The following is a 25,913-nucleotide window of genomic DNA, read 5'->3' as shown; positions in this document are numbered from 1 at the left end:
GTCTGAAGCTTGCGTATACGGGTCCATCCCTACCTCTTGCGGTTTGCCGATTTGAAGACATTTGACCATCTGACCGTTATCGGTCTGCGCGAGTGGGTGGCGCTGCCCGATCTGGGTGTCGCCGGCCTGCGCGCCAAGATCGATACCGGCGCCAGCACCTCCAGCCTGCACGCCACGGACATCGAGCCGTTCACCCGTGCCGGTGAAAAATGGGTGCGTTTCACCGCTCATCTGGGCACCGTGGTGCAGCTGCGCCACCGGCGTTGCGAAGCGCCGCTGGTGGCGATGAAGACCATCAAGAGCTCCAATGGCCATGCGCAGACGCGCTACGTGATCAAGACCACCCTGGCCCTGGGCGACCGGGTCTGGACAGTGGAATTCACCCTGGCCTGCCGCAAGTCCATGCGTTACCGCCTGTTGCTCGGCTCCAAGGCGCTGGTCCATGGCCAACTGGTCGTGAACCCGGGCGTCACCTACGTTCAAGACAAGCCGGTGTTCCCGGCCTCTACTACCTCTGCCACAGGTGTTGCATGAAGATCGCTGTGCTGTCGCGCAATCCGCGTCTGTATTCCACTCGTCGTCTGGTCGAAGCCGGTACTGCCCGTGGCCATGAAATGGTGGTGATCGACACGCTGCGCGCGTATATGAACATCGCCAGTCACAAACCGCAGATCCACTACCGCGGCAAACCGCTGCAGGGCTTCGATGCGGTCATTCCGCGCATCGGCGCGTCGGTGACGTTCTATGGCTGCGCGGTGCTGCGCCAGTTCGAAATGATGGACGTCTTTCCGCTGAACGAATCGGTGGCCATCGCCCGCTCGCGGGACAAGCTGCGCTCGCTGCAGCTGCTGTCGCGACGCGGTATCGGCCTGCCGGTCACCGGCTTCGCCCACTCGCCGGACGACATTCCCGACCTGATCAGCATGGTCAACGGCGCCCCCCTGGTGATCAAGGTGCTCGAGGGTACCCAAGGCATCGGTGTGGTCCTGTGTGAAACCACCAACGCGGCCGAATCGGTGATCGAAGCGTTCATGGGCCTCAAGCAGAACATCATGGTTCAGGAGTACATCAAGGAGGCCGGCGGTGCCGACATCCGCTGTTTCGTGGTGGGTGACAAGGTGATCGCGGCGATGAAGCGCCAGGCCAGGCCCGGTGAGTTTCGCTCCAACCTGCACCGCGGCGGCTGTGCCAGCCTGATCAAGATCACACCCGAAGAGCGCATGACCGCGATCCGCGCCGCCAAGGTGATGGGGCTCAGCGTCGCCGGCGTGGATATCCTGCGCTCCAACCACGGCCCGCTGGTGATGGAGGTGAATTCATCACCCGGCCTGGAAGGGATCGAGGTGACCACCGGCAAAGACGTGGCCGGGATGATCATCGAACACATCGAAAAGAACAGCGGCCCGAACATGACCCGCACCAAGGGCAAGGGCTAAACACCGCAACATGCCGTTCGGCCAGCGTTGGCGAACGGCATCCTCGTGGCGGCAGGTCTACACGGCGTCCCTGGGCAGCATCAGGCCCAGCGGCAGCCTGACACGCGCCTCCAGCCCACCCGTCGAACGATTGCGCAACTCCACGTTGCCGCCATGCATGGCAGCGATGCGCTTGACGATCGCCAGGCCCAACCCGGTGCCCTTGCCACTGCGGGCGCGGTCCCCGCGAATGAACGGGTCGAAGATGCCGGCCAGTTCGCCCGGATCGATGCCTGCCCCCCGGTCCACCACACTGAGCACCACATAGGGCGCATTGTCGTCGCCCGAAACATGGACGGCCACTTCCACGCCGCTGCCGGCATGGTAGAGGGCGTTGCCGATCAGGTTGTTCAGCAGGCGCTTCATCGACACCCGGCGCAGCGGGAACGGCGGGATCGGTTCCAGGCGAAGCAGTACCTGTTCTTCTGCCTGGTTATAGGGCGCGACCACTTCCTGCACCAGGTGGCCCAGATCGACGACCTCGACGCTTTCGTCACGGCCGTCGCGAATGAAGGCCAGGAACTGATCGAGGATCGCGTCCATGTCCTCGATGTCGCGGACCATGTCGGGGGTGAATTCGTTGTCCGAGGTCATCAGTTCCAGTGACAGCCGCAAGCGGGTCAATGGCGTGCGCAGATCGTGGGACACCCCGGCCAGCATCAGCTCGCGCTCGCGGCCGGCCTGTTCGACGTCCTCGGCCATCTGGTTGAACGCTCGGTACACCTCGGTCATTTCGCTGGGCGTGTCGCTCACCGGCAGGCGCACGCTGCGGCCCTGCCCCAATTGCCGGGCGGCGAACACCAGACGCTTGAGCGGCTGGTTGAGCTGACGCACGAATATCCAGGCCGAAGCGGTCGACAGCAAGCCGATCGCAAGGAACCAGCCCAGCACGCTCCAGATCTTCTGCCCACGCAACGGGTGCGGGTACAGAGGCACTTTCAACCAGCCCGCGCCCAGGCTCGGCGCACGCACCCACAGCGCGGGCGGGGCGTGGACGCGCAGGCGCACTTCGGTGTCTTCGCCCAGCTCGGCCTGCATCTGGCGTTGGTAGATTTCACTGTACGGCCAGTGCTGCTCGCCTTCCGGCACGCCGCCGCCGACCACCCGGATCAGGCCCGCCGCATCGGCGATCTGGTCACGGTTGTTCTCGTCCGCCGCCCAGTAGGCACGCAGCGTCAGCGCCACGCCGTGACTGTACTGGCGGTCGACCAGCACGTCTTCGTTCATCAACAGGTAGACCAGGGTCAAGGCCTTCGAGAACAGGACGACGACCAACACCAGCCAGAGGGTTCGGGCGAAAAAACTTTGGGGAAACCAGACAGGGGTTTTCATTGCGTGGCGATCACATACGTTGCAGGAGCGAGCAGGCTCGCAGACATTGTGGATGACGAACATCCCGAATCAACGAGTGATTCAGGATATCGCTCCTACAAAAACCCCGGCAGTCTATCGGGCAGCGTTGCCATCGGGTACGAACACGTAACCCACACCCCAGACCGTTTGAATGTAGCGAGGCTTGGAGGGGTCGGGCTCGATCATGCGGCGCAGCCGCGAGATCTGCACGTCGATGGAACGCTCCAGGGCATCCCATTCACGTCCGCGAGCCAGGTTCATCAGCTTGTCGCGGGTCAGTGGCTGGCGCGCGTTCATCACCAGGGCCTTGAGCACGGCGAACTCACCGGTGGTCAGCATGTGCACTTCGTCGCCGCGCTTGAGTTCGCGGGTGGCCAGGGAAAGCTCGTAGTCGCCGAAGGAAACCGATTCGTCCTCGCTGCCCGGAGCGCCGGGAACCGGCGCCGACTGGCGACGCAGCACGGCCTTGACGCGCGCCATCAGTTCATCCGGGTTGAAGGGCTTGGCCAGGTAGTCGTCCGCGCCCAGTTCCAGACCCTTGATCCGGCTGAGTTCGTCACCCTTGGCGGTCAACATGATGATCGGGACCTGGTTGTTGCTGGCACGCAGGCGGCGGCAGGCAGACAGGCCGTCTTCACCGGGCAGCATCAAGTCCAGGACAACCAGATGGAACACTTCACGGGCGAGCAGGCGATCCATTTGCTCGACATTGGGCACGGCGCGCGCACGGTAGCCTTTGCTGGTGAAGAATCGCTCCAGCAGGCTGCTCAGTCCCGGATCGTCGTCAACGATGAGGATCTTTTCACCTTCGGCTGCTTGTGCGGTACTGCTCATGGGTTGCTCCTCTGATCTCGGCGCGCATTATGGCGTAGCTGCCAACGCTCGTGCCGTGTGCATTGTTAGCAGATTTTTCCTGGCCCGCCAGTCACAATCCTCGATCGTCCGGGCGTCGGGTTCGCGCCGCGACGATGTCGCTGGGTATACTGCACGGCTCGTCAGCCGGGCTCGGCGGGGATTGCACCTTGTACCCAACATTTTTCAGGTGGTTATCATGATCAGCATAAACAGCCGCATCGCCGAGGAACTCGGCGTCCGCCCTCAACAGGTCGAAGCGGCCGTCGCACTGCTGGATGAAGGTTCGACCGTGCCTTTCATCGCTCGTTACCGCAAGGAAGTGACCGGCAGCCTGGACGACACCCAGCTGCGTCACCTCGAAGAGCGCCTGCGCTATCTGCGCGAACTCGACGAGCGCCGGGCAAGCATCCTCGCCAGCATCGAGGAGCAGGGCAAGCTGACCCCCGAGCTGGCCCGCGAGATCAACCAGGCCGACACCAAGACCCGCTTGGAAGACCTTTACCTGCCGTACAAGCAGAAGCGCCGCACCAAGGGCCAGATCGCCCTGGAAGCCGGCCTCGGCGAGCTGGCCGACCGCCTGTTCGGCGACCCTGCGCTGACCCCGGAAGCGGAGGCGGCACGGTTCGTCGACAGCGACAAGGGCGTCCTCGATACCAAGGCCGCGCTTGAAGGCGCCAAGTACATCCTGATGGAACGTTTCGCCGAAGACGCCACGCTGCTGGCCAAGCTGCGCGGTTTCCTCAAGCAGGAAGCCGTGCTCAGCGCCCGGGTGCTGGCCGGCAAGGAAGAGGAAGGCGCCAAGTTCCGCGACTACTTCGAGCATGACGAACCGCTCAAGAGCATGCCTTCGCACCGCGCCCTGGCGATCTTCCGCGGACGCAACGAGGGCATCCTCGGTTCTTCGCTGAAGGTCGGCGAGGAACTGCCGGGTACCCTGCACCCGTGCGAGATGATGATCGCCGAGCGTTTCGGCGTGAAAAACCAGCAGCGGGCCGCCGACAAGTGGCTCGGCGAAGTGGTGCGCTGGACCTGGAAGGTCAAGCTCTACACGCACCTGGAAACCGACCTGCTGAGCGAGCTGCGCGAGAACGCCGAAAGCGAGGCCATCAACGTCTTCGCACACAACCTGCATGACCTGCTGCTGGCCGCCCCGGCCGGCCCACGCGCCACCCTGGGCCTGGACCCGGGCCTGCGCACCGGCTGCAAGGTGGCGGTGGTGGATGCCACCGGCAAGCTGCTCGATCACGCCACGGTGTATCCGCACGTTCCGCACAACAAGTGGGACCAGACCCTCGCCACGCTGGCCGCGCTGTGTGCCAAGCATGCCGTGGACCTGATTGCCATCGGCAATGGCACTGCCAGTCGCGAGACCGACAAGCTGGCGGCCGAGCTGATCAAGAAATACCCAGGCCTGAAAATGACCAAGGTCATGGTGTCCGAAGCCGGTGCGTCGGTGTATTCGGCCTCGGAGCTGGCTGCTCGCGAGTTTCCCGATCTGGACGTGTCTATCCGCGGTGCGGTCTCCATCGCCCGCCGCCTGCAGGATCCGCTGGCCGAACTGGTCAAGATTGATCCGAAATCCATCGGCGTGGGCCAGTACCAGCACGATGTCTCGCAGCTCAAGCTGGCGCGGGGCCTGGATGCCGTGGTCGAGGACTGCGTGAACGCCGTGGGCGTGGACGTCAACACCGCTTCCGTGGCGCTGCTGGCGCGCATCTCCGGGCTCAACGCCACACTGGCGCAGAACATCGTTGCCCACCGCGACGAGCACGGTGCTTTCAGAACCCGTGCGGCGCTGAAGAAAGTCTCGCGCCTGGGCGAAAAAACCTTCGAACAGGCAGCCGGCTTCCTGCGTGTGATGAACGGCGACAATCCGCTGGACGCCTCGGCCGTGCACCCCGAGGCATACCTGCTGGTGCAGCGCATTGCCGCGGGCACCGATCGCGATATTCGCTCACTGATCGGTGACAGCGGCTTCCTCAAGCGCCTCGATCCGAAAAAATTCACCGACGAAACCTTTGGCCTGCCCACCGTCACCGACATCCTGCAGGAATTGGACAAACCGGGCCGCGACCCTCGTCCCGGATTCAAGACTGCAGAATTCCAGGACGGTGTCGAAGACCTCAAGGACCTGCAACTGGGCATGGTGCTCGAAGGCGTGGTCACCAACGTGACCAACTTCGGCGCGTTCGTCGATATCGGCGTCCACCAGGACGGCCTGGTGCATATCTCGGCACTGTCGGAAAAATTCATCAAGGACCCGCGTGAAGCGGTGAAGGCTGGCGACGTGGTCAAGGTCAAGGTGATGGAAGTGGACATTCCACGCAAACGCGTAGGGTTGTCGATGCGCATGGGCGACACGCCCGGCGAGAAGATCGACGGCGCACGTGGCAGCCGTCCTGGTGCCGCCGGGCGCCAGCAGGCCGCCCCGGCGCGCGTCAAGGAACCTGCCGCCACACCGGCCAGTGGTGCCATGGCGTCGTTGTTCGCCAATGCCAAACAGCTGAAGAAGCGCTGATGCAGGTCGACGACGAGTTGACCCAGAGCGCCTACTTTCGCAACCTTGGCTGCGAGGTGCGGCGCCTGGACGCCGGCGTGGCCGAGGTAGCACTGCCGCTGGCCGCGCACCTGCGCAATCGTGGGCAGGTGATGCACGGTGGCGCCATCTTCAGCCTGGTCGACATTGCCATGGGCCTGGCATGTTCCACCGCGCACGGTTTCGATAATCGAAGTGTCACGCTCGAATGCAAGATCAATTACCTTCGCGCGGTGTCAGAAGGTGAGGTGATCTGCAAGGCCCAGGTATTGCACGCCGGTCGGCGCACGATGGTGGTCGAGGCCGAAGTGCTCCAGGGCGAAAAACTGATGGCAAAAGCACAAGGTACCTTCGTGGTTCTCTAGCCCGAAGGGGCCGTTATGCGGTAATTTCGGCACGGCGCAGGCGGTGCCGGACGCCGCACGGCCTGCACCCTGCCCGATCGAAACCAGGCGACAACGCCGGTTCCTTTTTGTCTTCACCCTTGCAGACCGTCCGCTCCACCCCCATATCGGGGCGACTGACGCGTGAAGGAATCCAACTTGAGCGAATTTCTCAACCGCCGCCTGACTTTGCTCGGCGAGCCTGCCACCCTTTCCCTGCTCGCGCAGTGCCTGCATGGCATAGAGCGCGAGTGCCTGCGCGTCAACCACGAGGGTCGCCTGGCACAGACGCCACACCCCGAGGCGTTGGGCGCGGCGCTGACCAATGAACAGGTCACTACGGACTATTCCGAATCGCTGCTGGAATTCATCACGCCCGCGCTCCAGGATCCTGCACAGACCCTGCACAGCCTCGAGCAGATCCACCGCTTCGTGTACAGCAAGCTGGGCAGCGAGTATCTGTGGAGCCCCTCCATGCCCTGCCCGCTGCCAGCCGAGGAAGATATCCCGCTGGCCTACTACGGCACCTCGAACATCGGGCGCCTCAAGTATGTCTATCGCCAGGGTCTGTCCCTGCGCTATGGCCGCACCATGCAGTGCATCGCCGGCATTCACTATAATTTCTCCCTGCCCGAGCAGCTGTGGCCAGTGCTCAAGCAGGCCGAGGGTTACGTCGGCACCGATCGCGATTATCAGTCGGCAGCCTATATCGCGCTGATCCGCAATTTTCGCCGCTACAGCTGGTTGCTGATGTACCTGTTCGGCGCCTCGCCGGCGCTGGATGCAGGCTTCCTGCGCGGACGTGCCCATCAACTCGAGCAACTGGATGCGCAGACCCTGTACCTGCCCTATGCCACCAGCCTGCGCATGAGCGACCTGGGCTACCAGAGCAATGCCCAGGCGGGCTTGACGCCGTGCTACAAGGATCTGGCCAGCTACACCGACAGCCTGCGCAAGGCGGTTGCCACGCCCTACGCACCTTACGTCCAGGTCGGTACGCACAAGGATGGCGAATGGGTGCAGTTGAACACCAACATTCTGCAGATCGAAAACGAGTACTACTCCAACATTCGTCCGAAACGAGTGACCTACAGCGGCGAACGGCCGATCCAGGCCTTGATGGCGCGCGGCGTGCAGTACATCGAAGTGCGCTGCCTGGACATCAACCCGTTCCTGCCCACCGGCGTCGACCTGCCCGAGTCGCGTTTTCTCGATGCGTTCCTGCTGTTCTGCGCGCTGGAAAGCAGCCCGCAGATCGACAGTGCCGAGTGCTCGGCGTGCACCGACAATTTCCTCAATGTGGTCAAGGAGGGTCGCCGCCCTGGCCTGCAGCTGCAGCGCAATGGGGAAGCGGTCGAGCTCAAGGACTGGGCCAATGATCTGCTGGAGCGTATCGACGCCGTCGCCGCCCTGCTCGATCGCAGTACCGCTACCGATGAGCATGTGCAGGCGATGGCGGCGCAGCGTGCCAAGGTTGGCGATGCGTCGCTGACGCCGTCGGCGCAGGTACTGGCGAAGATGGCCGAGCAGAAGCAGAGTTTTGCCGAGTTCTCCTTCAGCCAGAGCCAGGCTCATGCCGACTACTTCCGCGAGCAGCCATTGAGCCCTCAGGACCAGGCGCGCTTCGAACAGCAAGCCCGCGATTCGCTGGTAGCCCAGGCGACGCTGGAAGCCGAAGAAGTTGGCGATTTCGATCTGTTCGTCGGCTCCTATCAGGCAAGCATCCTCGCCATCAGCAACTGACCAAGCGGTCGATCCTCGAAAGACCGCGGCGCCTGCTTCGCGGCCACGGACCGCTCCTACGGATGGCCTCGACCTCACGTAGGAGCGGTCATCGGCCGCGAAAAGGCACTGGGTTGCATCAGACAAGCCGCGGCGCGCCCTTCGCGGCCACGGACCGCTCCTACGGATGGCCTCGACCTTACGTAGGAGCGGTCATCGGCCGCGAAAGGGGCACCGCCGATCCAGCGGGTGCTCCGCTACAGCGCTTTTTCGAAGATCTTCGAATTGCGCTGGTAGTTGTACAGCGAGGCGCGCGCCGAGGGCAGGCGTTCGACACCGCTGGGCACGAAGCCACGCTCGCGAAACCAGTGCGCCGTACGGGTAGTCAGCACGAACAGGGTGTTGAGTCCGAGCGCGCGCGCCCGTTCCTCGATGCGCTCGAGCAGCTCGTCGCCACGCCCGCCGTGGCGGTATTCCGGATTCACCGCCAGGCAGGCCAGCTCGCCGGTCTGCGAATCGGCGATCGGGTACAACGCCGCGCAGGCGATGATCATGCCTTCACGCTCGACCACGCTGAACTGGGTGATCTCACGCTCCAATACTTCCCGCGAGCGGCGCACCAGAATGCCCTGCTCTTCCAGCGGACTGATCAAGTCCAGCAACCCACCGACGTCTTCGATGTTGGCTTCGCGCACCTGTTCGAACTGCTCTTGCGCCACCAGGGTGCCGCCGCCGTTGCGAGTGAACAGCTCGGTCAGCAGTGCACCGTCTTCGGCGTAGCTGACGATATGCGCGCGGCTGACGCCACCCTTGCACGCCTGAGCGGCGGCATCGAGCAACTCGCCCTGGTAGTCGTTGCCCAGACGCAGCAAGTGCGCCGGTACCTGCTGCGGACGCAGCTCGCGCACCAGATGACCGGTTTCGTCGAGCAAGCCCGGCTCGGCGCCGAACAGCAGCAACTTGTCGGCTTCCAGGTCGATGGCTGCCCGCGTGGCCACGTCTTCGCAGGCAATGTTGAAGATCTCGCCGGTGGGCGAATAGCCCAGTGGCGACAGCAGCACGATCGAGCGTTCGTCGAGCAGGCGATTGATGCCCTTGCGATCGACCCGGCGCACTTCGCCGGTATGGTGGTAATCGACACCCTCGACCACGCCGATCGGCCGCGCCGTGACCAAGTTGCCGCCCGCCACGCGCAACCGCGAGCCCTGCATCGGTGAGGACGCCATGTCCATGGACAGGCGTGCCTCGATGGCGATCCGCAGTTGACCTACCGCATCGATCACGCATTCGAGCGTGGCCGCATCGGTGACCCGCAGGTTGCGATGGTAATGCGGGCTCAGACCGCGCGCGGCCAGGCGGCTCTCGATCTGCGGGCGCGACCCGTGGACCAGCACCAGGCGCACGCCCATGCTGTGCAGCAGCACCAGGTCGTGGACGATATTGCCGAAGTTGGGGTGGGCAACGCCTTCGCCGGGAAGCATCACCACGAAGGTGCAGTCACGGTGGGCATTGATGTAGGGAGAAGCGTGGCGAAGCCAATTCACGTAGTCGGGCATGACAGCAAAAGCCTGTAGAAAAGTGGGACGAAAAGCATCACTCGGCGCACAGCGGTATGAGGGTTATCGTCGTGACAGGCTAGGCAACACGCGTGCACTCCTTGCATGGATGGCGGCCTCGGGGGCGGCCAGATTCAGGTGATCACCGATTCGAGGCAGTAATGCCCGATCAGTTCACGCAATAGACGCACGGTAGGCTGCAAACGTGACATTTCGAGGTATTCGCCGGGCTGGTGGGCACAGGCGATGTTGCCCGGACCCAGCACCAGGGTTTCACACCCCATGCTCTGCAGGTATGGCGCCTCGGTGCCGAAGCCCACGGCGGCTGCAGTGTGCCCGGTCAGGCGCTCGGCGACCCGAACCAGCTCGGCGTCGGCACGCTGCTCGAAGGGCGGTACCTCGGCGAACAACGGGGCGTAGTCGATCTTCACCTGGTGCAGCTCGGCCAACGGTGCCAGCTTGCCGAGAATCGCGGCACGCAGGACCTGCGGGTCCATGCCCGGCAACGGCCGCAGGTCGAACTCCAGCGAGCATTGCCCGCAGATACGGTTGGGGTTGTCGCCGCCGTGGATACAACCCAGGTTCAAGGTCGGCTGGGGCACACTGAACTGGGCATTGTTGTACTCGCGCTGCCATTGTTGGCGCAGGCTCAGCAACTCGCCGATCGCCCCGTGCATCGCTTCCAGGGCGCTGTGGCCCAGGCTTGGGTCCGAGGAATGGCCACTGCGACCGAGGATGTCGATGCGCTCCATCATCACCCCCTTGTGCAGGCGGATCGGCCTGAGCCCGGTCGGCTCGCCGATGACCGCGGCACGGCCCAACGGGCGACCGGCCGCGGCCAGCGCCTTGGCGCCGGACATCGAACTTTCCTCGTCACAGGTGGCGAGGATGATCAGCGGCTGCTTGAACGGCTGGTCGATCAGGCCGCGCACCGCCTCGATCGCCAGCGCGAAGAAGCCCTTCATGTCGCAACTGCCCAGCCCGACCCAGCGTCCGTCGACTTCGGTGAGCTTGAGCGGATCGGTGCTCCACAGCGCCTCGTCGTAGGGCACCGTGTCGCTGTGCCCGGCCAGCACCAGGCCGCCGGGGCCGCTGCCGAACGTGGCGATCAGGTTGAACTTGCCGGGCTCGACCTGCTGGATATCGCAGGCAAAACCCAGGTCGGACAGCCAGCCGGCCAGCAGATCGATCACCTGGCGGTTGGACTGGTCCAGGCTGGGCTGGGTGCAACTCACCGAAGGCGCCGCGATGAGGGCGGCGAACTGTTCCTGCATGGACGGCAATGGCATGGCGAACCTCCCGGGGCGAGCCCCATCATAGAGCCATCGGGCGCCAAGAATAAACCGCCGTGGCGCGACTGCTGTACACTGCACGGCCTTATCTAGTCATCAGCGCGTTGTTGTCCGCCAGCGCTTGGATTGCCCCCTCATGCACAAAGAAACCGAAATCAAACTGCGCGTCAGCCGCGAAACGCTCGCTGCCTTGCGTGAGCACCCTTTGCTGAAGAAGCGCAACAAAAGTGGCTGGGAGCGCCGAGAGCTGTTCAACCAGTACTTCGACACGCCTGCGCGCGAACTGGCGGCGGCCAAGGTTGCCCTGCGCCTGCGTCGCGATGGCGAAGAAGTCATCCAGACCCTCAAGACCCGTGGCAGCAGCGTGGCCGGGCTGTCGCAGCGCAACGAGTACGACTGGACCCTGCCCAAGGCCAAGCTCGACCTGAAGAAACTCGACGGCGAATGCTGGCCCGAGCAACTGGCCGAACTCGACAAGAAAACCATCAAGCCGGTGTTCACCACCGATTTCGTGCGCGAGCGGGCAGAAATCGCCTGGGGCCGCGGCAAGGCCCGGGTGGTGATCGAGGCGGCCCTGGACCTGGGCAAGGTCATTGTCGGCAAGCAGTCCGAAGAGATCTGCGAACTGGAGCTGGAGCTGCGTGAAGGTGAGCCATCGGCATTGCTCGAGCTGGCCGCCGAACTGGCCGAGAAACTGGCGCTGATGCCCTGTGACATCAGCAAGGCCGAGCGCGGCTATCGCCTCAGCGATCCGGACAGCTACGCCCTGAGCCTGCCGGCGCCGGAACTGAACGCTGAAACCTCGCTCGACGACGCCTTCACCGCCTTGGCCTGGCACTTGTTGGCGAACAGCCAGCGCCTGGCCGAGCAGTACCGTTTCAACGGCCACTGGCGCCTGCTGCAGGACTGGGTACAACAACTCGTCGAACTGCGCGGACTGGTTGGCAGCCTCGGCCAGGCCGCTCCACGCACCAGCAGCAACGAGCTGCGCACCTCCCTCGATGCGCTGCTCGAAGACTGGCGCCCGCTGGTGCAGGCCGGGCAGGAGGACGAGGACGTGCGCAAGGCCGCGCCCGAGCAGTTCGCCGAAGAGCTGCTGGACGTGCGCTGGGGCCAGTTCTCGCTGAACACTTCGCGCTGGCTGCTGGGCCGCCTGTGGACGGTCGAGCGCAACAACCGCGGCAACCGCCAGGGCGCCGCCCAGCTGCAAAGCTGGCTGGGCCACCTGCTGGCCGAAGAAGGCGCAGCGCTGCAACTGCCGCGCTACCAGCAGCAACCCGAGGACCTGGCCGAGCAGTTGCCACGCATCGAACGCATCCAGAGCTGGCTGCACCTGGCCCGCGGTGTGCTGGACGTGCCGGAAGTCGACCGCCTGTTCGGCGAACTGAACAAGCTGCATGCATTGGCCAGCCTGGATATCAGCGATGAAGTGCTGGACGCGCGGATGCAGCAGGCCATTGCCGTAAGCCAGAACCGCGCCTGGAAACTGCTGCTGCGCAAGTAAGCTTTGCGGGGTTTTTCCGACCTCTTCGCGGCTGCCAGCCGCTCCTACAGGGTGTTGTGAACCTGTAGGAGCGGCTGACATCGCGCCTCACCGATTCACCGGCAAACTGGTGGTGGACTTGATTTCGGACAGCGCCACCGTCGAATTCACCTCTTGAATGCCCGGCACCATCGACAGTTTCTCGAAGAAGAAACGCTCGTACGCTTCGATGTCAGGCGTGACGATGCGCAGCAGGAAATCGACATTGCCCATCAACACATAGCACTCCAGCACTTCCGGAAAGCCGCGTATCGCTTCGGCGAACTCGGTGAAGTTCGAGCGACCGTGGGCGTTGAGTTTCACTTCGGCGAATATCTGCGTGTTGAGGCCGATCTTCTTGCGGTCCAGCAGCGTCACCTGCGCCCTGATCACCCCCTCTTCCTTGAGCCGCTGGATGCGCCGCCAGCAGGGTGACTGCGACAAGCCCACCTGCTCGGCGATCTGCGCGCTGGAAAGCGTGGCGTCCTCTTGCAGCAATGCCAGGATGCGCCGGTCATAAGCATCCAAAGAACTTTGCATAGAAATGCCTCTGCCTTGCTGTTTATGGAATTGCACAATTCAAGATAGCTCAATAACTCGCCAAGTCAGGCAAGAAATACCCGTTCCAGCGTGGGAGACTTTCTCCCATCGACCACGGAGATCGCCCATGTCCGCCTTTGAACTGCTGACCTCGCCGCGCCCCGATGTCTGGGCCGCAGGCAACCTGACCACCACTGTGCAGTTCAGCCTGAGTGCCGAGATCGAGGCCGACGTGCTGTGCCGAGTGCTCAATCTGTTTGCCATGCAGTACCTGATCCCCCGGCAGCTCGCTGCATCCCAGGTAGCGGACAGCCTGCAGATCCAGGTGCAGGTGGGCGAGTTGACCTGGCACCGCGCACAGGTGATCGCGGAAAAGATGCGCAACCTGATCAGCGTGTTCGATGTGCAACTGGTCGATGCCCAGCACCCGGCCCAGGTACAGTCGTACGCTTGAGCGGCCGACAAATGCGGCAACGGTTGCCATGACGGCGACTTCCGGCACGGGCGCTAGGCTGGGTAGCACGACAGATCGCGCACCGCCAAGGAGGCCCCCGCATGACGCTCGTCGCCACTCCCCGCCGACATTGCCCCGACGGCAGCCTGAACCTCGATGATCTGATCGACGCCCTGCTCGTCGAAGGCCTCATCGCAGCGGACGTCGCCCAGGCACTGTGCGACGACTTGAAACAGGAATGCGCGCACCCAGCCCACCCCCTGCAACGGCTCGCCGACTGCCGATTGCCCGACCCGCGCCAACCCGGGCACCTGCTGACGCTCGAGGTCCTGAGCCGGTGGCTGGCGGACCACGCCGGGCAACCCTACCTGCGCATCGACCCGCTGTGCATCGACGTTGCCACCGTGGTCGCCTTGATGCCCCAGGCCTTCGCCATGCGCCACAACATTCTCGCCGTGGCCGTGGACGAACACAGCGTTACCATCGCCAGCGCGCAGCCCTGGCAGCGCCAGTGGGAAGCCGACCTGGCCCACGCACTCAAACGCTCGATCAAGCGCGTGGTCGCCAACCCCGCGGACATCCAGCGTTTCACCGAACAATTCTTTCAGCTGGCGCGCTCGGTCAGCGGCGCCAGGGTCCAGGGCCAGCCCGGCGCCGCGGGCAATCTGGAGCAGCTGCTGCAACTGGGCGACATGGCCACGGTGCCCGCTGCCAGCGACCAGCACGTCATCAATATCGTCGACTGGCTGTTCCAATACGCGTTCGAGCAGCGCGCCAGTGACATTCATATCGAGCCTCGGCGCGACTTCGGTGCGCTGCGCTTTCGTATCGATGGCTTGCTGCATTGCGTGTACCGGTTCCCCGAGCAGGTCACCCTGGCTATCGTCAGCCGCCTGAAAAGCCTGGGGCGCATGAACGTCGCCGAGAAGCGCAAGCCTCAGGATGGCCGGATCAAGACCCGCCTGCCGCAGGGCCAGGAAATCGAGCTGCGCCTGTCCACCCTGCCCACGGCCTTCGGCGAAAAGCTGGTGATGCGCATCTTCGACCCTCAGGTGTTGCTCAAGGATTTTGCCCAGCTGGGCCTGGTGGCCGAAGACCTGCGGCGCTGGCAGCAGATGACCTCCCAGGCTCACGGCATCGTGCTGGTGACCGGACCCACGGGTTCGGGCAAGACCACCACGCTGTACACCACCCTCAAGCAGTTGGCGACCCCGCAGATCAACCTGTGCACCATCGAAGATCCGATCGAGATGGTCGAACCGGCCTTCAACCAGCTGCAGGTGCAGCACAACATCGACCTGGACTTTGCCAGTGGCCTGCGTGCACTGATGCGGCAGGATCCGGACATCATCATGATCGGTGAGATCCGCGACCTGGAGACGGCCGAGATGGCGATCCAGGCGGCCCTCACCGGCCACCTGGTGGTATCGACCCTGCACACCAACGATGCCGTGGGCGCGATCACTCGCCTGCTGGAACTGGGTGTCGCGCACTACCTGATCAAAGCGACGGTGCTGGGCGTCATGGCGCAGCGCCTGGTACGTACGCTGTGCGAAGACTGCAAGGCGCCGGTGCGCATCGACCCGAAGAGCTGGCAGGCGCTCATCGAGCCTTGGCGCATGGCCGTGCCCGAGGGCGCGCGGCGGGCCGTCGGCTGTCCGCGCTGCCGCGACACCGGTTACTGCGGACGTGCCGGGGTCTATGAAGTGCTGCTGATAAGCGACGGCGTGAAGGCCTGCATCGACGCCCACACCGACCTCGCCGAGCTGCGGCGCCAGGCCTGCCGGGAGGGCATGCGCAGCCTGCGCCTGAGTGGCGCACGGCAGATCGCCGCCGGCCTGACCACGCTCGAGGAGGTGCTGCGCGTCACCCCGCGCATCGAGTCGCTGTAACGCCACCGCGGCAGGCAAGCCGTTGGCCTTGGGGAACTTGGACGTGGTTGGCCGTATCCAACGTGCGAACGACAACTGCCCCGGATTACATTCGTACCGGATCACACTGTGGAGTCTCGATCATGCGCCTCAAAACCGCCGTTGCTACCCTCGCGTTGCTGTCCCTGCCCGTAAGCTCGGCCATGGCCGACCCCTTCTGGCGCAACGTGCTATCTTCCGGCGCCACGACCGGCTCCTCCTACCTGACCTTCAAGGATCACAAGTTGATCATCGCCGCCCAGGACGATGCCGGCAGCTTCGTGGCCAGCGAAGGCGGTATCCGTGGCCCGTACCTGGAAGCCGCGATCCACAAGGTACGCGCCGAGAACCCTGGCCTGCAGGCTTCCGACATGGACCTGGCCAACGCCATCCTGGCCCGGAACGCCGTCGCCGACAACTGATAGCGCAGCCATGAAAAAACCCTCGCACCCAGGTGCGAGGGTTTTTTTGTGTGCAGGTTATTTGCACGGGCGCGAGCGAGGGGCCGTGGGCCCCTTGCCCCTGTCAGCGCACCAGATGCAGGAACTGCATGTGCCGTTCGTACTGGTCGAGGATGTCGTTGATGATCTGCTCCTTGCTGTAGCCGACCAGGTCGTAGTCCTGGCTACCTTCGGCCAGATGCACCTCGGCACGGTAGTAGCGCCGGTTCTTCAGTTCCTGATTGCCCATGCCGCCACGGGCGAAGGATGGCGTGAAGTAACCGCGCATCTGCACCTGATAGATGAACGGCCGCTCTTCACCATGACCGATCTCGAAGATCACGTTGTCGTGAGGCGTGTCCTCTTGCGCAACGGCATCCAGGCCCTTCTCGGCGAACGATGCGGTCACTTCGGCCACGGCAGGCCGTACGTGGGTGTCCATGAACCGGTACACCTCGTCACGCGAGGGGAAGCTCACGGCCTGACTCAACCGCTGCCGCCAGCCGCCACGCCCTGGGCGCGAGCTGGCAACCGGGGCCAGCGAATACAACTGGGCGATCTTGCGCTGGCTTTCCATGTGGAACGCCTTGTGCAGTCCCCACATCATCGCCAGCAGAATGATCGAGAACGGCAGCGAGGTCAGCACCACCGCCGATTTCAGCGAGTCGATGCTGCCGGCGAACAGCAGGCCGCTGGTGACCAGCGCGGTCATCGCACCCCAGAATACCCGCAGCCATTTCGGCCCGTCTTCGTCGGGGTTGCCGCCACGTGCCGACAAGGTGGAGAGCACGACGGTGCCCGAGTCGGCCGAGGTGACGAAGAACACGAAACTGATGAACACCGTAACGGCAATCACCGTCCTCGCCCATGGGTAGGTTTCGAGCAGCAGGTAGAGGGTCATCGACGGGTCGTCGATGGCCGACTGGCCGATGGCAGCCATGCCGTGGTTGATCACCTGGTCGATGGCGCTGTTGCCGAAGATCGACATCCAGGCCAGGGTGAAGCCCAGTGGAATCAGCAGCACACCGAAGACGAACTCGCGAATGGTGCGTCCGCGCGAGATGCGCGCAATGAACAGCCCCACGAAAGGCGACCAGGCAATCCACCAGGCCCAGTAGAACACCGTCCAGTTACCCAGCCAGTCGCTGGGTTTGTCGTAGGCGTAGACGTCGAAGCTCTTGCTGGGCAGTGCACCCAGATAATCGCCAACGTTCTGCACCAGGGTGCTGAGCAAGTGCTGGGTCGGTCCGGCGAACAGCACGAAGAGCAACAGCGCACAGGCCAGCAGCATATTGATGTCGGACATCACCCGCACGCCCTTGTCGACGCCGGAGACCGCCACCAGAATCGCTGCACCCATCATCAGGGTGATCAGGATCACCTGCACCCACTGGGTGTGGGCCACCCCGAACAGGTAGTCCAGGCCGGAATTGAGGTGCAGCACGCCGAACCCCATATCGGCCCCCAGGCCGAAGATGGTGGCGATGATGCCGAAGCCGTCCACGGCGTAGCCGATCGGCCCGTTGATGCGTTTGCCGATCAGGGGGTAGAGCGCCGAACGCAGCGCCAGCGGCAGGTTGTGGCGATAGGCGAAATAGGCCAGAGCCATGCCGACGAAGGCGAACACGCCCCAACCGTGCAGGCCCCAGTGCAGGAACAGCAACTGCATGGCCTGGCGCGCGGCTTCCTGGGTGCCCGCCTCGCCCTGCGGCGGTTGCAGCATATGGGTCAGCGGTTCGGAAACGCAGAAGAAGAACAGCGTGATGCTGATGCCGGCGGCAAACAACATGCCGGCCCAGGACAGGTAGCTGAACTCGGGCTCGTCATGATCGGCCCCCAGCTTGATCTTGCCGTAACCCGACAGCGCCGTGACCACGACGAACACCAGGTACAGGGTCATGGCCAGCATGTAGTACCAACCGACCGTGTTGGCGGCCCAGCTTTGCGCCGCCATCAGCCACTGGCCAGCTGCCTGCGGAAAGGAGATGACGACGATGCCGAAAATCAGGATGAAACTGGCGGCGAAGTAGAACACCGGAGGGTTCATGCGCACGTTGCCGCTTGGCGCTGATGAAGATGCACTCATGCGCGGTGCACTCCACACGTTCGTAAATGGAAGAAACTGGGCGTTTTCAGCAAGGGATGGCCTCCTGTTGAACGCGAATCGCGATCCATGGTTTTATTGAACGAGCGTTCAATTAAAACACGACTGATGGTAGATGGCCAATTGATGGGCCGAACGGTCCTGCCTGGCAGGCCGTTCGCGGCGTCCTGCCAAGCCCTATTTCTGACTGCCGTCGTCGTGCACCAGGTTGGCTTGGGTGAGGTTGCTGCCGGCCGGCACGGTGCGCGTGAGCCAGACGTTGCCGCCGATGGTCGAGCCCTGGCCGATGGTGATGCGACCCAGGATGGTCGCGCCGGCGTAGATGACCACATCGTCCTCGACGATCGGGTGGCGCGGATGCCCCTTCTGCAGCTGCCCGGACTCGTCCGCCGGGAAGCGCTTGGCGCCCAGGGTGACCTGCTGGTAGATACGCACCCGCTCGCCAATGACGGCGGTTTCGCCGATCACCACGCCCGTGCCGTGGTCGATGAAAAAGCTTGGGCCGATGCGCGCGCCGGGGTGGATATCGATGCCAGTCGCCGAATGCGCCAGTTCCGAGCTGATGCGCGCCAGCAACGGCAGGCCGGCGAGATACAGATGGTGAGCGAGGCGATGATGGATCACCGCGAGCACGCCGGGATAGCACAGCAATACCTCATCGACACTGCGCGCCGCGGGATCGCCGTGATAGGCGGCCAGCACGTCGGTGTCGAGCAAGCGCCGCAGGCCGGGCAGCGCCGCAGCGAAATCCTGGATCAGTTCCAGGGCCCTGGCGTCGACGGCGGGCAAGTCGCAGTCGCCATTGCGCGCGGCGTAGCGCAGTTCCAGGCGGGCCTGGGTCAAGAGTTCGTTGAGCGCAGCGTCCAGGGTATGGCCTACATAGAAGTCTTCGCTTTCTTCGCGCAGGTCCACCGGCCCCAGGCGCATCGGGAACAACGCGCCGCACAACTGCTCCAGCACTTTGGCCATGGCCTCGCGCGACGGCAGCTCGCGGCCGCCCTGCATGCCGCAACTGCGTCCGTTCTGCCGGCGCCAATCGGAGCGCGCCTCATGCAACTGGCCGACGATGGACTGCAACTGCCAATGGCCTCTGCGTGCCTGAGGAATGTCGTTCACGGTTATACCCTGCCTTGTGTGGAAACAGCGATGGCCGCCGGTTGGCGCCCACCATACGGGAAAAATCCAGGCGGTAAAAAGAACGCTTTGGACGTGTCGTGGAGCATCTGAACATAAGCCGCGGTCATACGTTCCGTGGGCGCCGAGGGGGCTTGTGGGCCAGCGTGGCGGTGCCTATAGTCCTGTTTTCCCATTGCGCCTTCGCCTCGACGACCGGTAACCGCACAGGTGGCCGCCAACGCTGCGAAACCCTCCCTCATTTCAAGGATCCGCCATGAAGTTTCCCGCATTGCGCAAACACCTGCTGATCGCCGGCCTGGTTCTGGGCAGTTCGCTGCTGGGCCAGGCAATGGCTGGCGAACAGTTGCAGAAAATCAAGGACGCCGGTGTCATCAACATCGGCCTGGAGGGTACCTACCCGCCGTTCAGCTTCGTGGACGAAAACGGCAAGCTGACCGGCTTCGAAGTGCAACTCTCCGAGGCCCTGGCCAAGGAACTGGGCGTCAAGGTCAAGCTGCAGCCCACCCCATGGGCCGGTATTCTCGCAGCGCTGGAGTCCAAGCGGCTCGACGTCGTGGTCAATCAGGTGACCATCTCCGATGAGCGCAAGAAGAAGTACGACTTCTCCAAGCCTTACACCGTGTCCGGTATCCAGGCCGTGGTCGCGAAGAAGAATGCCGACAGCATCAAGCAGGCCTCCGACCTGGCCGGCAAGAAAGTCGGCATGGGCCTGGGCACCAACTACGAGCAGTGGCTCAAGGACAACGTGCCGAGCGCCGTGGTGAAAACCTACGACGATGATCCGACCAAGTACCAGGACCTGCGCGTCGGCCGTATCGATGCGATTCTGGTGGACCGCCTGGCCGCATTCGACCTGATCAACAAGACCAACGAAACCCTCGCCCTGGCAGGCGACGCGTTCTCGCGTCAGGAAGCCGGGATCGCCGTGCGCAAGGGCGAGCCGGAACTGCTCAAGGCACTCGACGACGCTCTCGACAAACTGCGCGCCGACGGCACCCTGGCCAAGCTGTCCAAGCAATGGTTCAGCGCTGACGTCACGCAATGATCGAGAGCAGCCTGCAGCTGATGCTCGATTCGGCACCCTTTCTGCTCAAGGGTGCCTACTACACGGTCTTCCTCAGCCTGGGCGGAATGTTCTTCGGCCTGCTGCTGGGGTTCGGCCTGGCGTTGATGCGGCTGTCCCGAAGCCGCCTGCTGAGCTGGCCGGCCAGGGTCTACGTGTCGTTCTTCCGCGGCACGCCGTTGCTGGTCCAGCTGTTCGTCATCTACTACGGCCTGCCGCAGATCGGTATCGAACTGGATCCGTTGCCCGCTGCACTCATCGGCTTTTCGCTGAACATGGCCGCCTATGCCTGTGAAATCCTGCGGGCGGCGATCGCGTCCATCGAGCGTGGCCAGTGGGAGGCAGCTGCCAGCATCGGCATGACCCGCGCGCAGACCTTGCGCCGGGCCATCCTGCCGCAGGCCATGCGCACCGCCCTGCCGCCACTGGGCAACAGTTTCATTTCACTGGTCAAGGACACGGCGCTGGCAGCGACCATTCAGGTACCGGAGCTGTTCCGCCAGGCGCAGTTGATCACCGCCCGTACGTTCGAGATCTTCACCATGTACCTGGCGGCCGCATTGATCTACTGGCTGTTGGCAAGCGTTCTGGCGCACCTGCAGAATCATCTGGAACGGCGGGTCAACCGCCACGACCAAGAGGCATGAAGCAATGATCGCGGTAAAGGGCCTGACCAAACAGTTCAATGGCCACAGCGTGCTCAAGGGCATCGACCTGGAGATCGCCGCCGGTGAGGTGGTGGCGATCATCGGTCCCAGCGGCTCGGGCAAGACGACCTTCCTGCGCTGCCTGAACCTGCTGGAAACACCTACCAGTGGCCAGATCCGTGTGGGCGACATCGAAATCGACGGAGCCCGCGTGGCGCAGCAGCAGGGCCTGATTCGCGAGTTGCGCCAGCAGGTGGGTTTCGTCTTCCAGAACTTCAACCTGTTTCCCCATCGCACGGCGTTGGCGAACGTCATCGAAGGGCCGCTGGTGGTAAAGAAGATGGCCATGGCCGAAGCGACCGAACTGGGCCGCGAGCTGTTGGCCAAGGTTGGCCTGGCCGGCAAGGAAGAGGCCTACCCCAGGCGGCTCTCGGGCGGTCAGCAGCAGCGCGTGGCGATTGCCCGGGCGCTGGCCATGCAGCCGCAGGTCATCCTCTTCGACGAGCCGACTTCAGCGCTGGACCCGGAGCTGGTCGGCGAAGTGCTGGCAACGATTCGGGGCCTGGCGCAGGAAAAGCGCACCATGGTCATCGTCACCCACGAGATGCAGTTCGCCCGCGACGTGGCCAATCGCGTGGTGTTCTTCGACCAGGGGGTGATCGTGGAACAGGGACCGGCCCGCGAGTTGTTCGCCAACCCGCAGCAGGCACGGACCCGGCAGTTTCTCGACAAGTTCCTGCACCCCGAGGGCTAGCGCCGTTCAGCGCTTGCGGAACACGTAGAACAGGTTGGGTTCGCTGACCATGTACAGGTTGCCATCGTCGTCCATGGCGATGCCTTCGGGTTGCGGCACGCTCTTGCTCAAGCCCTGGCGGCCCTTGCGCAGCGACATGGTGCTCAGGGGCCGGCCCTGCACGTCCAGTTCCAGCACCAGCAGCGATTCGTCCGACAGGGCCAGCAGGTGGCCGCTGCGCTCGTCGTATTGCAGGCTGGAAAGGTCGCGCACGAACAGGCCGGCATCGCGCCGGCGGTCCTGGGTCACCTGCACGTCCAGCGGCTTGTCGCTGACCCCGCGCGGAAAGCCCTGCACTTCGTAGATCAGCATGGGATCGCGCTCGCGCGCCACGAACAGGCGCTTGCCGGTCGAGTCGTAGGCCAACCCCTCGAAACCCTTGTTGCTGCGGCCACCGAAGTTGAGGCTCAACTGCTCGGCCTGCTGGGCGTCGATGATCTGCGTATCGTCGGTGACGTTGACCTTGATCAGGCGCTGCTGGCGCTCGTCGGTGATCACGTAGACGCCAGGGCTGATGTACTCGACCGCCTCCGGGTCGCCGAACCCGACCAGCGCGATACGTCGCAGGATGGTGCCCTGCAGCGACAGCTCGATCAGCTCGGAACGCTGGTTGGTAACGGTGAACAGGGTCTTGCGCGATGGATCGAAGGTCAGTGCCGAGATGTCGTCGTCCAGGCCTTCGACCACCTGCGCCTCGATATCCACCTGATAGCTGTCCAGGTTGATCGCGCCTGGCAGCGGGCCTCCGAGCCAGCGCTCGACGTTGAAACTGGCCCGCTCGATCCAGCGAAAGTGATGCAGTGCGGCGAAGGCGCAGATCAGTGCAAGCAGTGCCGCGATCAGCAGCAGGTGAATGGGTCGAACGAAGAAACGCATCGCGTCGGGCTCTGAAGTGAAGTGTGCGCATCAAACCATTAAATGATGAAGCCAGGCTTAAGTTTCTACGGATTGATTTGTAGGAAACGTCGAAGAAATTGCAGCGCCAGAAGACGCTGCTATCCGGCTCAACGCTTGCGCAATACGTAGAACAGATTCGGCTCGCTGACCAGGTAGATCGTGCCTTCGTCGTCCATGGTCACGCCTTCGGCGCGGGGAATGGTGTCCTTGAGGCCGTTCATGCCGCCCAGCAGGGTCATGAAGCTCCACTGCTTGCCGGTTTCATCGTATTCCATGAGCAGGTGCGAGTCGGCCGAGAGCAGCAGGCGGTGACCGGTGCGCGGATCCACTGCCAGCGCCGAAAGGTTCCGCATGTCCAGGTCGGGCGCATCGAGGCGTTGCTTCTCGCCGGTGGGCAGGCCATCGCTGCCCAGCTTCAGCGAGAACAGCGCCGGTGGTCTTTCTTCGCCAAGCAACAGGCGCTGGTTGCGCGGATCCCAGGCCAGGGCTTCGAAGGCCTTGTTCTGGTCCGCCGAAGGGCCGAGGTCGAACGGCGCGAAGTCGGCGATGTTCAGCTCGCGGGTGTCGGCCTCGACCTTGACCACGGTCAGTTGGTGCTGGCGCTCGTCGATGATCCCCAGGCGCCCATCGGCGAGTGTGGTGATGGCCTCCGGATTGCTCCAGCCGGTCAGCGGCATCTTGCGCAGCACGTCGCCCTGCAGGCTCAGCTCGACCAGATAGGGGTTCTTGCCCATCACCGCGAACAAGGTACGGGTGCCGGGGTGATAGGTGATGTCCGAGGCTTCGTCGCCTTCCATGCCGGGCAGGGCCTTGGCGTCGATCACGGCTTCATAGTCAGGCAGCCAGACACTGGCCTTGCGCTCGGTGCTGTTGTGCGTCCACTCCTGCACCCACAGCTCGGCGCGGTCGTCCCAGTGCAAGACCACCGCGACGATGTAGCCGATCAGCAGCACCAGCAAGGTCCACAGGTACCAACGTTTGTGCAGGGGGCGGGATGAATGCAGCGCGGCGCGGACCATGAAGTACCCTTGCTGGAGACGGATTCATACGGGCACATCCGAACAATGCACCCACTTGGGTGGGGGCATTATCCAGATCGAATGTAAAAAAAAGGTGAGGCGTGGGGCGACTACTGGACGCGGCTGGTGAAGCGGCTGACACCGGGCAGTTCCAGCACGATTTCGGCGCCGATTTCGAGCGGGCCTACCCCGGCCGGGGTGCCAGTGAGGATCACGTCGCCAGCCTGCAGCGAGAAGCACCCGGCCATGTACTGGATCATCGGCACGATGGGGTTGAGCATCAGATTGCTGTTGCCGTCCTGGCGCACGTCGCCGTCGATGGTCAGGCGTATCGGGATGTCGGTGAGGTCAGGGAAGCTGTCGGCCGATACGAACGGTGCGATCACTGCCGCGCCGTCGAACGACTTGGCGATTTCCCACGGCAGGCCCTTCTCGCGCAGGCGCGCCTGGACGTCGCGCAGGGTCAGGTCCAGCGCCGGGGCGAAGCCGGAGATGGCATCGATGACTTCTTCGGCACTGGGCCGGGTGCTCAGTGACTTGCCCAGCAGCACCGCGATTTCCGCCTCGTAGTGCACCGCGCCGCGATCGGTCGGAATGGTGAAGGTTTCCTGCAACGGCACCACGCAGCTGCTTGGCTTGATGAACAGCAGCGGCTCGGTCGGAATCGGGTTGTCCAGCTCCTTGGCATGCTCGGCGTAGTTGCGGCCGATGCACACCACCTTGCCCAGCGGAAAGTGGATGCGGGTACCGTCGATGTACTGGTGCTGGTAGCTCATTGCTCGAACCTCTGCTCAGATGAACGTATCAAATGGAAAAGATCTTGCCAGGGTTCATGATCCCATTGGGGTCGAACACTGCCTTCATGGCTTTCATGTACTGGATTTCGACCGGCGAGCGGCTGTACTGCAGGTAGTCGCGCTTGACCATGCCCACGCCGTGCTCGGCGGAGATGGAGCCGTTGTACCTGCGCACGGTTTCGAAGACCTCGGTATTGACCAGCGCACATTCGGCAAAGAATGCGTCCTTGTCCATGTGCTCGGGCTTGAGGATGTTCAGGTGCAGGTTGCCGTCGCCGATGTGGCCGTACCAGAGCACGTCGAATGCCGGATAGCGCTCGCTGACGATGGCGTCGATCTCGCGCAGGAAAGCCGGCACCTTGGAAATGGTCACCGAGATGTCGTTCTTGTACGGCACCCAGTGGGAAATGGTTTCGGAGATGTACTCGCGCAGCTTCCACAGGTTGCGCAACTGCTGCTCGCTCTGGCTCATGACGCCATCGAGCACCCAGCCCTGCTCCACGCAGTGTTCGAAGGTGGCCAGCGCGGTGTCGGCGATGTCGTCGGTGGTGGCTTCGAACTCCAGCAGGGCATAGAACGGGCAGGCCGTTTCGAACGGCGCCGGCACGTCGCCGCGGCCCAGCACCTTGGCCAGCGCCTTGTCGGAAAAGAACTCGAACGCCGTGAGGTCGAGCTTGCCCTGAAACGCATGCAGCACCGGCATGATCGCATCGAAGTCGGTGGTGCCGAGCACCATCGCGGTGAGGTTCTTCGGCGCACGGTCCAGGCGCATGGTGGCCTCGACGATGAACCCCAGGGTGCCTTCGGCGCCGATGAACAACTGACGCAGGTCGTAGCCGGTGGCGTTCTTGACCAGGTCCTTGTTCAGCTCCAGTACATCGCCCTGGCCGGTGACCACTTTGAGGCCCGCCACCCAGTTGCGCGTCATGCCGTAGCGGATGACCTTGATGCCGCCGGCGTTGGTGCCGATGTTGCCGCCGATCTGGCTGGAACCCGAAGAGGCGAAATCCACCGGGTAGTACAGGCCGTTTTCCTCGGCCAGGTTCTGCAGCTGCTTGGTGATGACGCCTGGCTGGCAGACCACGGTGCGGTCGGTGGCGTTGAAGTCGAGCACCTTGTTCATGTAGTCGAACGACACCACCACCTCGCCGTTGGCCGCCACCGCCGCAGCCGACAGACCGGTACGCCCACCCGAAGGGACCAGCGCCACCTTGCGCTCGTTGGCCCAGCGCACGATGGCCTGGACCTGCTCGGTGGTCTTGGGAAAGGCGATGGCGCTGGGTGCCGGGGCGTACTGTTTGGTCCAGTCCCGGCCGTAGGTGTCGAGCGAAGCGGCATCGGTGAGGACCTTGCCAGGCTCGAGCAGGGTCTTGAGTTCATCGATCAGGGCATGACGGTTCATGGACGCGACTCTGCAA

At 63.6% G+C, this 25,913-nt stretch carries 23 protein-coding genes; 12 read left to right on the top strand and 11 right to left on the bottom strand.

The features are described from left to right. Positions 1 to 51: 51 nt before the first annotated feature. Positions 52 to 534, top strand: a complete 483-nt coding sequence (rimB, locus tag H7993_RS14015; RefSeq protein WP_043192313.1) for a retropepsin-like aspartic endopeptidase RimB — start codon at positions 52 to 54, stop codon at positions 532 to 534. Continuing rightward, positions 531 to 1,436: a 30S ribosomal protein S6--L-glutamate ligase gene (gene rimK, locus H7993_RS14010; protein ID WP_122479844.1), complete on the top strand. Its 906-nt coding sequence runs from the start codon at positions 531 to 533 to the stop codon at positions 1,434 to 1,436. The genes rimB and rimK overlap by 4 nt, the downstream gene beginning before the upstream one ends. A 57-nt stretch (positions 1,437 to 1,493) precedes the next feature. Here the strand turns inward: rimK and H7993_RS14005 are convergent, their stop codons facing one another. Both H7993_RS14005 and ompR read right to left on the bottom strand, forming a co-directional pair. After that, complete coding sequence (locus H7993_RS14005) at positions 1,494 to 2,807, bottom strand: ATP-binding protein (protein ID WP_122480125.1); 1,314 nt, start codon at positions 2,805 to 2,807, stop codon at positions 1,494 to 1,496. A 114-nt stretch (positions 2,808 to 2,921) separates the two neighbouring features. Beyond that, entirely contained in the window at positions 2,922 to 3,662 is a 741-nt protein-coding gene (gene ompR / locus H7993_RS14000; protein WP_122479845.1) for an osmolarity response regulator transcription factor OmpR, read from the bottom strand. Between the two features lie 217 nt (positions 3,663 to 3,879). Here ompR and H7993_RS13995 point away from each other — a divergent pair, with 217 nt between their 5' ends. From H7993_RS13995 to gshA, 3 genes are all read left to right on the top strand, one after another. After that, on the top strand, positions 3,880 to 6,201 hold the full coding sequence (locus tag H7993_RS13995; protein WP_185794729.1) for a Tex family protein: 2,322 nt from the start codon (positions 3,880 to 3,882) through the stop codon (positions 6,199 to 6,201). Beyond that, positions 6,201 to 6,584 (top strand): PaaI family thioesterase, encoded by a 384-nt coding sequence (locus H7993_RS13990; RefSeq protein ID WP_122479847.1) that lies wholly within the window; start codon positions 6,201 to 6,203, stop codon positions 6,582 to 6,584. The genes H7993_RS13995 and H7993_RS13990 overlap by 1 nt, the downstream gene beginning before the upstream one ends. A gap of 177 nt (positions 6,585 to 6,761) precedes the next feature. After that, the gene (gshA, locus tag H7993_RS13985) at positions 6,762 to 8,345 is read left to right on the top strand and encodes a glutamate--cysteine ligase (protein ID WP_185794728.1); all 1,584 of its coding nucleotides are present in this window, start codon (positions 6,762 to 6,764) and stop codon (positions 8,343 to 8,345) included. A 236-nt stretch (positions 8,346 to 8,581) separates the two neighbouring features. Here the strand turns inward: gshA and argA are convergent, their stop codons facing one another. Further along, positions 8,582 to 9,880 (bottom strand): amino-acid N-acetyltransferase, encoded by a 1,299-nt coding sequence (gene argA / locus H7993_RS13980; protein ID WP_122715941.1) that lies wholly within the window; start codon positions 9,878 to 9,880, stop codon positions 8,582 to 8,584. A gap of 134 nt (positions 9,881 to 10,014) precedes the next feature. Beyond that, positions 10,015 to 11,169: an acetylornithine deacetylase gene (argE, locus tag H7993_RS13975; protein ID WP_185794727.1), complete on the bottom strand. Its 1,155-nt coding sequence runs from the start codon at positions 11,167 to 11,169 to the stop codon at positions 10,015 to 10,017. 139 nt (positions 11,170 to 11,308) lie between these two features. Here argE and H7993_RS13970 point away from each other — a divergent pair, with 139 nt between their 5' ends. Further along, a complete protein-coding gene (locus H7993_RS13970; protein ID WP_185794726.1) occupies positions 11,309 to 12,676 on the top strand; it encodes a CYTH domain-containing protein in 1,368 nt (455 codons plus the stop codon). Between the two features lie 87 nt (positions 12,677 to 12,763). Here the strand turns inward: H7993_RS13970 and H7993_RS13965 are convergent, their stop codons facing one another. After that, positions 12,764 to 13,234, bottom strand: coding sequence for an Lrp/AsnC family transcriptional regulator (locus tag H7993_RS13965; RefSeq protein ID WP_185794725.1), 471 nt, complete (start codon positions 13,232 to 13,234; stop codon positions 12,764 to 12,766). A gap of 127 nt (positions 13,235 to 13,361) precedes the next feature. On the opposite strand from H7993_RS13965, the gene H7993_RS13960 reads away from it, so the two are divergent. From H7993_RS13960 to H7993_RS13950, 3 genes are all read left to right on the top strand, one after another. Beyond that, positions 13,362 to 13,688, top strand: a complete 327-nt coding sequence (locus H7993_RS13960) for a hypothetical protein (RefSeq protein WP_244657671.1) — start codon at positions 13,362 to 13,364, stop codon at positions 13,686 to 13,688. A 101-nt stretch (positions 13,689 to 13,789) separates the two neighbouring features. Beyond that, positions 13,790 to 15,580 carry a type IV pilus assembly ATPase TfpB gene (gene tfpB / locus H7993_RS13955; protein WP_185794724.1) on the top strand — a complete coding sequence of 597 codons (1,791 nt, stop codon included), beginning with the start codon at positions 13,790 to 13,792 and terminating at the stop codon, positions 15,578 to 15,580. Positions 15,581 to 15,702: 122 nt separating this feature from the next. Beyond that, positions 15,703 to 16,020: a DUF2388 domain-containing protein gene (locus H7993_RS13950; RefSeq protein WP_122479854.1), complete on the top strand. Its 318-nt coding sequence runs from the start codon at positions 15,703 to 15,705 to the stop codon at positions 16,018 to 16,020. A gap of 103 nt (positions 16,021 to 16,123) precedes the next feature. Here the strand turns inward: H7993_RS13950 and betT are convergent, their stop codons facing one another. Both betT and epsC read right to left on the bottom strand, forming a co-directional pair. Continuing rightward, positions 16,124 to 18,085 carry a choline transporter BetT gene (betT, locus tag H7993_RS13945; RefSeq protein WP_185794803.1) on the bottom strand — a complete coding sequence of 654 codons (1,962 nt, stop codon included), beginning with the start codon at positions 18,083 to 18,085 and terminating at the stop codon, positions 16,124 to 16,126. A 234-nt stretch (positions 18,086 to 18,319) separates the two neighbouring features. Continuing rightward, the gene (gene epsC, locus H7993_RS13940) at positions 18,320 to 19,258 is read right to left on the bottom strand and encodes a serine O-acetyltransferase EpsC (protein ID WP_185794723.1); all 939 of its coding nucleotides are present in this window, start codon (positions 19,256 to 19,258) and stop codon (positions 18,320 to 18,322) included. 274 nt (positions 19,259 to 19,532) lie between these two features. Here epsC and tcyJ point away from each other — a divergent pair, with 274 nt between their 5' ends. From tcyJ to tcyN, 3 genes are read left to right on the top strand one after another with little or no spacing between them, the layout of a single operon-like run. Next, positions 19,533 to 20,324: a cystine ABC transporter substrate-binding protein gene (tcyJ, locus tag H7993_RS13935; protein ID WP_122479857.1), complete on the top strand. Its 792-nt coding sequence runs from the start codon at positions 19,533 to 19,535 to the stop codon at positions 20,322 to 20,324. Then, the gene (gene tcyL / locus H7993_RS13930) at positions 20,324 to 20,989 is read left to right on the top strand and encodes a cystine ABC transporter permease (RefSeq protein WP_122480127.1); all 666 of its coding nucleotides are present in this window, start codon (positions 20,324 to 20,326) and stop codon (positions 20,987 to 20,989) included. The genes tcyJ and tcyL overlap by 1 nt, the downstream gene beginning before the upstream one ends. A 4-nt stretch (positions 20,990 to 20,993) precedes the next feature. Then, on the top strand, positions 20,994 to 21,743 hold the full coding sequence (gene tcyN / locus H7993_RS13925) for an L-cystine ABC transporter ATP-binding protein TcyN (protein ID WP_185794722.1): 750 nt from the start codon (positions 20,994 to 20,996) through the stop codon (positions 21,741 to 21,743). A gap of 6 nt (positions 21,744 to 21,749) precedes the next feature. On the opposite strand, the gene H7993_RS13920 is transcribed toward tcyN, so the two are convergent. The 4 genes from H7993_RS13920 to H7993_RS13905 form a co-directional block, all read right to left on the bottom strand. After that, positions 21,750 to 22,658, bottom strand: coding sequence for an SdiA-regulated domain-containing protein (locus H7993_RS13920; protein WP_122479859.1), 909 nt, complete (start codon positions 22,656 to 22,658; stop codon positions 21,750 to 21,752). Between the two features lie 128 nt (positions 22,659 to 22,786). Beyond that, entirely contained in the window at positions 22,787 to 23,698 is a 912-nt protein-coding gene (locus H7993_RS13915; RefSeq protein ID WP_185794721.1) for an SdiA-regulated domain-containing protein, read from the bottom strand. A 110-nt stretch (positions 23,699 to 23,808) separates the two neighbouring features. Beyond that, positions 23,809 to 24,474, bottom strand: a complete 666-nt coding sequence (locus tag H7993_RS13910) for a fumarylacetoacetate hydrolase family protein (RefSeq protein WP_122796203.1) — start codon at positions 24,472 to 24,474, stop codon at positions 23,809 to 23,811. Between the two features lie 28 nt (positions 24,475 to 24,502). Then, positions 24,503 to 25,897, bottom strand: a complete 1,395-nt coding sequence (locus tag H7993_RS13905) for an FAD-binding oxidoreductase (RefSeq protein ID WP_122479862.1) — start codon at positions 25,895 to 25,897, stop codon at positions 24,503 to 24,505. Between the last annotated feature and the right edge of the window lie 16 nt (positions 25,898 to 25,913).

The organism is Pseudomonas baltica (assembly GCF_014235765.1).
Lineage (GTDB): Bacteria > Pseudomonadota > Gammaproteobacteria > Pseudomonadales > Pseudomonadaceae > Aquipseudomonas > Aquipseudomonas baltica.
The sequence above is the reverse complement of the archived record's forward strand: the minus strand, read 5'-3'. Positions and strand labels throughout refer to the sequence as shown.

Bases quoted from the DNA above. Each gene is read 5' to 3' on its own strand.
- tcyJ (WP_122479857.1), top strand. From the start codon at position 19,533: ATGAAGTTTCCCGCATTGCGCAAACACCTGCTGATCGCCGGCCTGGTT.
- betT (WP_185794803.1), bottom strand. From the start codon at position 18,085: ATGAACCCTCCGGTGTTCTACTTCGCCGCCAGTTTCATCCTGATTTTC.
- ompR (WP_122479845.1), bottom strand. From the start codon at position 3,662: ATGAGCAGTACCGCACAAGCAGCCGAAGGTGAAAAGATCCTCATCGTT.
- H7993_RS13960 (WP_244657671.1), top strand. From the start codon at position 13,362: ATGTCCGCCTTTGAACTGCTGACCTCGCCGCGCCCCGATGTCTGGGCC.
- rimK (WP_122479844.1), top strand. From the start codon at position 531: ATGAAGATCGCTGTGCTGTCGCGCAATCCGCGTCTGTATTCCACTCGT.
- H7993_RS13915 (WP_185794721.1), bottom strand. From the start codon at position 23,698: ATGGTCCGCGCCGCGCTGCATTCATCCCGCCCCCTGCACAAACGTTGG.
- H7993_RS13970 (WP_185794726.1), top strand. From the start codon at position 11,309: ATGCACAAAGAAACCGAAATCAAACTGCGCGTCAGCCGCGAAACGCTC.
- argE (WP_185794727.1), bottom strand. From the start codon at position 11,169: ATGCCATTGCCGTCCATGCAGGAACAGTTCGCCGCCCTCATCGCGGCG.
- tfpB (WP_185794724.1), top strand. From the start codon at position 13,790: ATGACGCTCGTCGCCACTCCCCGCCGACATTGCCCCGACGGCAGCCTG.
- argA (WP_122715941.1), bottom strand. From the start codon at position 9,880: ATGCCCGACTACGTGAATTGGCTTCGCCACGCTTCTCCCTACATCAAT.
- H7993_RS13950 (WP_122479854.1), top strand. From the start codon at position 15,703: ATGCGCCTCAAAACCGCCGTTGCTACCCTCGCGTTGCTGTCCCTGCCC.
- H7993_RS13990 (WP_122479847.1), top strand. From the start codon at position 6,201: ATGCAGGTCGACGACGAGTTGACCCAGAGCGCCTACTTTCGCAACCTT.
- H7993_RS13995 (WP_185794729.1), top strand. From the start codon at position 3,880: ATGATCAGCATAAACAGCCGCATCGCCGAGGAACTCGGCGTCCGCCCT.
- H7993_RS13965 (WP_185794725.1), bottom strand. From the start codon at position 13,234: ATGCAAAGTTCTTTGGATGCTTATGACCGGCGCATCCTGGCATTGCTG.
- H7993_RS13905 (WP_122479862.1), bottom strand. From the start codon at position 25,897: ATGAACCGTCATGCCCTGATCGATGAACTCAAGACCCTGCTCGAGCCT.
- H7993_RS13920 (WP_122479859.1), bottom strand. From the start codon at position 22,658: ATGCGTTTCTTCGTTCGACCCATTCACCTGCTGCTGATCGCGGCACTG.
- H7993_RS14005 (WP_122480125.1), bottom strand. From the start codon at position 2,807: ATGAAAACCCCTGTCTGGTTTCCCCAAAGTTTTTTCGCCCGAACCCTC.
- H7993_RS13910 (WP_122796203.1), bottom strand. From the start codon at position 24,474: ATGAGCTACCAGCACCAGTACATCGACGGTACCCGCATCCACTTTCCG.
- tcyN (WP_185794722.1), top strand. From the start codon at position 20,994: ATGATCGCGGTAAAGGGCCTGACCAAACAGTTCAATGGCCACAGCGTG.